Here is a 4628-nt window from a genome sequence, read left to right as displayed (position 1 = left end):
AGGGAAAAGCTGGGGGAAAGCCGGTGGAGGGAGGACGGGAAAAGACAGGAAAGCCGGGAGGGCCGGTGAAAAACGGGGCGGCGCGGAAAACGCGGTGCGCCACTGTCCGGCAGGGGCAGGGGCGGAGGCCGGAGGGGGACGGGCGGTGGTGGAGCGGGGGTGGTGGTGGAGCGGGCGGGACTACGCGCTGGCCAGTTCGCGCAGGCGGTCCATGTCGCGCACGCGGTAGGTTCCGCGCCCCATGCGGTCGAGGATGCCGGAGCGGATCATGTCGTTGAGCAGGGTGGACACGGTCTGGCGGGTGGCCCCCACCATGCCCGCCAACTGCTCCGTGGTCAGGTCCAGCCGGATGATCTGGCCGCTGCCGGGCTGCACCGGCCGGGTGGGCATGGCGTGCCGTTTGCCTGGCGCATGGGCGGGGGCGTCGGTAGCATCGGGAGCCGCGTCCGCGTCACCGGCTCCCGCCCGCTCCGCCTGCTCCAGCAGCAGGGCGGCCAGGCGGGTGTTGCTGTCGCGGAACACCAGCCCTTCGATGAGGAAAAAGGTGGAGCGCAGCATCTGCCCCAGCACCCGGACCATGATGGCCGAAACCTCGGGCAGGTCGGTCATGCGGCGGCGGAAGGCGCGGGTGTCGGCCAGCAGCACTTCGCCGTCGGCCATGGCCTGCACGTGCGCCCCGGTGTGGCTGCTGTAGATGTCGCCCCGCTCCAGAAAGGCCAGGGTGAATTCCTTGCCGCCGTACGAAAGGTACACCCGGAACCGCCCGGACTTCACCACCAGCACCAGGTCTTCCTGCTCGTCGGGCCAGAAGATGCCCTGCCCGCGCGCCACCCGGCGCACGGCGAACATCTCGCGCAGGGGGGCGGATTCGGGGCGCTCCAGCGCTTCCAGCAGATCGACGTCGGAGAGTTTCATCATCATGGAAGACTCCTGAGAGGAAGACCTTGGGCGTTCCGTCGCCGGGCGGCGGCCGTTAGGGGGTGTTTCCAACTTAGGATTTTTCGTTCGTTGGCAAGGAAAACGAGCCTGCCATGAGGGAGTATGCCTCAGCCGTTAGGTGAGCGAAGCGAACCTTACGGATGAGGACCGCAGCGCGCTCTTCTCGTATTCGACCGAGCCTTAGCCGTTAGGCGAGCGCGCAGCGCGAGTCTTGCCCTAGCCGTTGGTGAGCGAAGCGAACCTTACGGATAGGGACCGCAACGCGCGGATAAGGACAGCAAAGCTATGGCAGGCGAAGTTTGACGAAGCCAACGGGCGAAAAGACAAGTTGGAAACGCCCCCTACTCCAGCCCCGCCTTGCGGAACGCCTCGGCGATGCTCTCCGCGTACGGCGGTCGCAGCACGCCCACCTCGGTGACGATGCCCGCGATGAGCGCGGCCGGGGTCACGTCGAAGGCGAAGTTGAACACCGGCACCCCGTCCGGGGTGATCCGGGTGTCGCCCACGTGGGTCACCTCGCGCGGGGTGCGGTCCTCGATGGGGATGTGATCGCCGTCGGGGGTGTTCCTGTCGATGGTGGACAGCGGCGCGGCCACGTAGAACGGCACCCCGTGCTCGCGGGCCAGCAGGGCCACGGAATAGGTGCCGATCTTGTTGGCGGCGTCGCCGTTGGCGGCGATGCGGTCGGCCCCCACCACCACCTTCTGCACCATGCCCTTGCGCATCAGGTGGCCGCAGGCGTTGTCGCAGGCCACGGTGACCGGGATGTGGTCCTCGTGCAGCTCGAAGGCGGTCAGCCGCGCGCCCTGCAGGAAGGGGCGCGTTTCGTTGGCGATGACCGAAATGTTCTTGCCCGCGTCCACCGCGCCCCGGATGACCCCCAGCGCCGTGCCGTACCCGGCCGTGGCCAGCGCGCCCGCGTTGCAGTGGGTCATCACCGTGTCGCCGTCGTCGATCAGCGCCGCGCCGTGGCGGCCCATGGCGCGGTTGATCTCGATGTCGTCGCGGTGGATGCGCCGCGCCTCCGATTCCCACAGCGAGATCAGGGTGGCGAAGGGCGCGTGCCCGGCGGTCTTCCATACCTTGCGCATGCGGTCCACGGCCCAGCGCAGGTTCACCGCCGTGGGCCGCGCGGCGGCGATGCGCCCCAGCAGGCCGTCCAGCACGGGGTGCCAGTGGTCGCCCGCCTCGGCGGCCTCGTAGGCGGCCAGCACGCAGCCCCACGCGGCGGTGACGCCGATGGCCGGAGCCCCGCGCACCACCATGACCTGCAAGGCGGTGACGATGTCTTCCGTGGTCCGGCAGACGAAATCCTCCTGCCGGGTGGGCAGCAGCCGCTGGTCGAGTAGGATCAGGGCGCGCTGGGCGGCGTCGTAGCGGATATGGTGTTCCATGGGGCCTCCGTGGAATGGGCGCGGGTGCAGGGCGTGGTGCGGCAAGGCGCGCGGGGATGGCCCGTGGCGCCATGCCGGGCGGCGGGCCTAGTGCTTGCCTTCCCCGCCGGGTGTACCGTCCCGGAGGCGACTCGGCAAGGGCGCGGCGTCGGTCAGGCGAGGGGATGGCCGCGTGCGGGCCTGTTTTGCCGCCTGATGGTCCTGTTCCGCTGGCACGGCTTTCGTCTTTCGCATACTGTATACAATTCTTGACAGCCGACCCGGTTCGCGGCATGAGCACTCCATCACACCGCATTCTTCATACAGCCCCGCGCGCAGCAAGAGGAGCTTCGTTCATGTCCGGCAATCCTTCGCAGTCTTCCCGTCCCGGCGCCGCCGGGTTCGTGTCCCTGGCCTCCGACGGGGGCGTGGCCGCCCGCGCCGCCCGTACCGACCTGTCCCGCCCGGCGTCTCCGCCCGCCCCTCCTGCGCTGGACGGCATGTTCGGTCCTTACGGCGGGCAGTACGTGCCGGAGCACATCAAGCCCGTGCTCGACGAACTGGCCGCCACGTTCGAGCGCTACCACGCCGACCCGGACTTCCTGGCCGAACTGGACTACTACCTGACCCGCTATTCCGGCCGCCAGACGCCGCTGTTCCTGTGCGCCAACCTTACCGCGCGCCTGGGCGGGGCGAAGATCTACCTCAAGCGCGAAGACCTGAACCACCTTGGCGCGCACAAGGTGAACAACACCATCGGCCAGATATTGCTGGCGAAACGCATGGGCAAGAAGAAGGTCATCGCGGAAACGGGCGCGGGCCAGCACGGCGTGGCCACGGCCGCCACCGCCGCGCTCATGGGCATGCGCTGCACCATCCATATGGGCGCGGAGGACATGGAGCGCCAGAAGCTCAACGTGTTCCGCATGCGCATGATGGGCGCGGACGTGGTGCCCGCCATGAGCGGCCAGCGCACCCTGAAGGAGGCCGTGGACGAAGCCCTGGCCGCCTGGCTGGGCGACGCGGAAAACACCTTCTACCTGCTGGGTTCCGCCGTGGGGCCGCATCCCTACCCGCGCATGGTGCGGCACTTCCAGTCGGTGATCGGGCGCGAGGCCCGCGCCCAGATGCTGGAGGCCGAAGGCCGCCTGCCCGACTGCGCCGTGGCTTGCGTGGGCGGGGGCTCCAACGCCATCGGCCTGTTCGCGGACTTCATCGGGGATGAGGGCGTGCGGCTCATCGGCGTGGAACCGGCCGGGCGCGGCCTGACCTACGGCGACCACGCGGCCACCCTGTGCATGGGGTCGCCGGGCGTCATGCACGGGTTCCATTCCTACATGCTCAAGGACGAGGCGGGCGAACCGGCAGCCGTGTATTCCATTTCGGCCGGGCTGGACTACCCCGGCGTGGGGCCGGAACACAGCCACCTCAAGGATCTTGGCCGCGCCGAGTACGCCAGCGTGACCGACGTGGAAGCCCTGGACGCCTTCTTCGTCCTGTCCCGGACGGAGGGCATCATTCCCGCGCTGGAATCGTCCCACGCCCTGGCCCACGCCATGAAGCTGGCGCCCGCCATGGGCAGGGACGCCATCATCCTGGTGAACCTGTCCGGCCGGGGCGACAAGGACGTGGCCCAGGTGGAGGAAATGGTCAGCGCCGGGCTGGTCACGCCGCCCACGCTGTAGGTCTTGCCCGCAGCATCGAGGGTAGCCGGGCTGGCGCGGGGCCTGCCCGGCTTTGGCTGCAAGTTTTTATATCTGCAAATTCAGTGTGTTATCTGAAAAATGCGCGCCGCCCGAAAAAAGGTTGTTGACCTTGGCGGGGGATACGCATAGATACCCGCTTCCGCGCCGGCGACCGGCGGCAGCGCGTGAACAGCGCGCCGCCATTCGGAATTCTGCGTGGAGTGCTCTTTCTACCTTGTAGGCCCCGCCGGATGATGTGCCCACACAGGCAGCATCCACCGGCCACGAAAAAAGTGAAAAAGGGCGTTGACAGCGGATGCGGGATACGGCAAAAAGGCCGTCCGCGCCGCGACAAGGTCGAGGGCACGGCGGAGCACTGGCTCCGGCGGTCTGAACAGACCACGGTTCTTTGACAAGTAAATAGCGAGTCGGGAAGGAATCAGCCTTTACGATAAGTAATCAATCGTGCGGGTGTCCCAAGTACGGGGCGTTCGTGCGACTCTGGTTTTTCAACTGGAGAGTTTGATTCTGGCTCAGATTGAACGCTGGCGGCGTGCCTAACACATGCAAGTCGTGCGTGAAAGGGCTTCGGCCTGAGTAAAGCGGCGCACGGGTGAGTAACGCGTGGATG

General features: G+C 67.7%; 3 protein-coding genes and 1 rRNA gene. 2 read left to right on the top strand and 2 right to left on the bottom strand.

All coding sequences use genetic code 11. From position 1 onward, the window contains the following. Nucleotides 1-180 precede the first annotated feature (180 nt). Nucleotides 181-921, bottom strand: a complete 741-nt coding sequence (locus V6B97_RS16960) for a Crp/Fnr family transcriptional regulator (protein ID WP_333507699.1) — start codon at nt 919-921, stop codon at nt 181-183. Between the two features lie 359 nt (nt 922-1280). Further along, the gene (gene mtnA, locus V6B97_RS16955) at nt 1281-2333 is read right to left on the bottom strand and encodes an S-methyl-5-thioribose-1-phosphate isomerase (RefSeq protein WP_333507698.1); all 1053 of its coding nucleotides are present in this window, start codon (nt 2331-2333) and stop codon (nt 1281-1283) included. A gap of 479 nt (nt 2334-2812) precedes the next feature. On the opposite strand from mtnA, the gene trpB reads away from it, so the two are divergent. Further along, entirely contained in the window at nt 2813-3997 is a 1185-nt protein-coding gene (gene trpB / locus V6B97_RS16950) for a tryptophan synthase subunit beta (protein WP_333507700.1), read from the top strand. Nucleotides 3998-4507: 510 nt separating this feature from the next. Next, nucleotides 4508-4628 (top strand): 16S ribosomal RNA (locus V6B97_RS16945); the annotation flags it as partial.

The sequence above is a fragment of the Nitratidesulfovibrio sp. 1201_IL3209 genome, assembly GCF_036763125.1.
GTDB lineage: Bacteria > Desulfobacterota > Desulfovibrionia > Desulfovibrionales > Desulfovibrionaceae > Cupidesulfovibrio.
Note: the sequence above shows the minus strand (reverse complement) of the source record. Positions and strands in the feature narration are given on the sequence as shown.

Bases quoted from the DNA above. Each gene is read 5' to 3' on its own strand.
- V6B97_RS16960 (WP_333507699.1), bottom strand. From the start codon at position 921: ATGATGATGAAACTCTCCGACGTCGATCTGCTGGAAGCGCTGGAGCGC.
- mtnA (WP_333507698.1), bottom strand. From the start codon at position 2,333: ATGGAACACCATATCCGCTACGACGCCGCCCAGCGCGCCCTGATCCTA.
- trpB (WP_333507700.1), top strand. From the start codon at position 2,813: ATGTTCGGTCCTTACGGCGGGCAGTACGTGCCGGAGCACATCAAGCCC.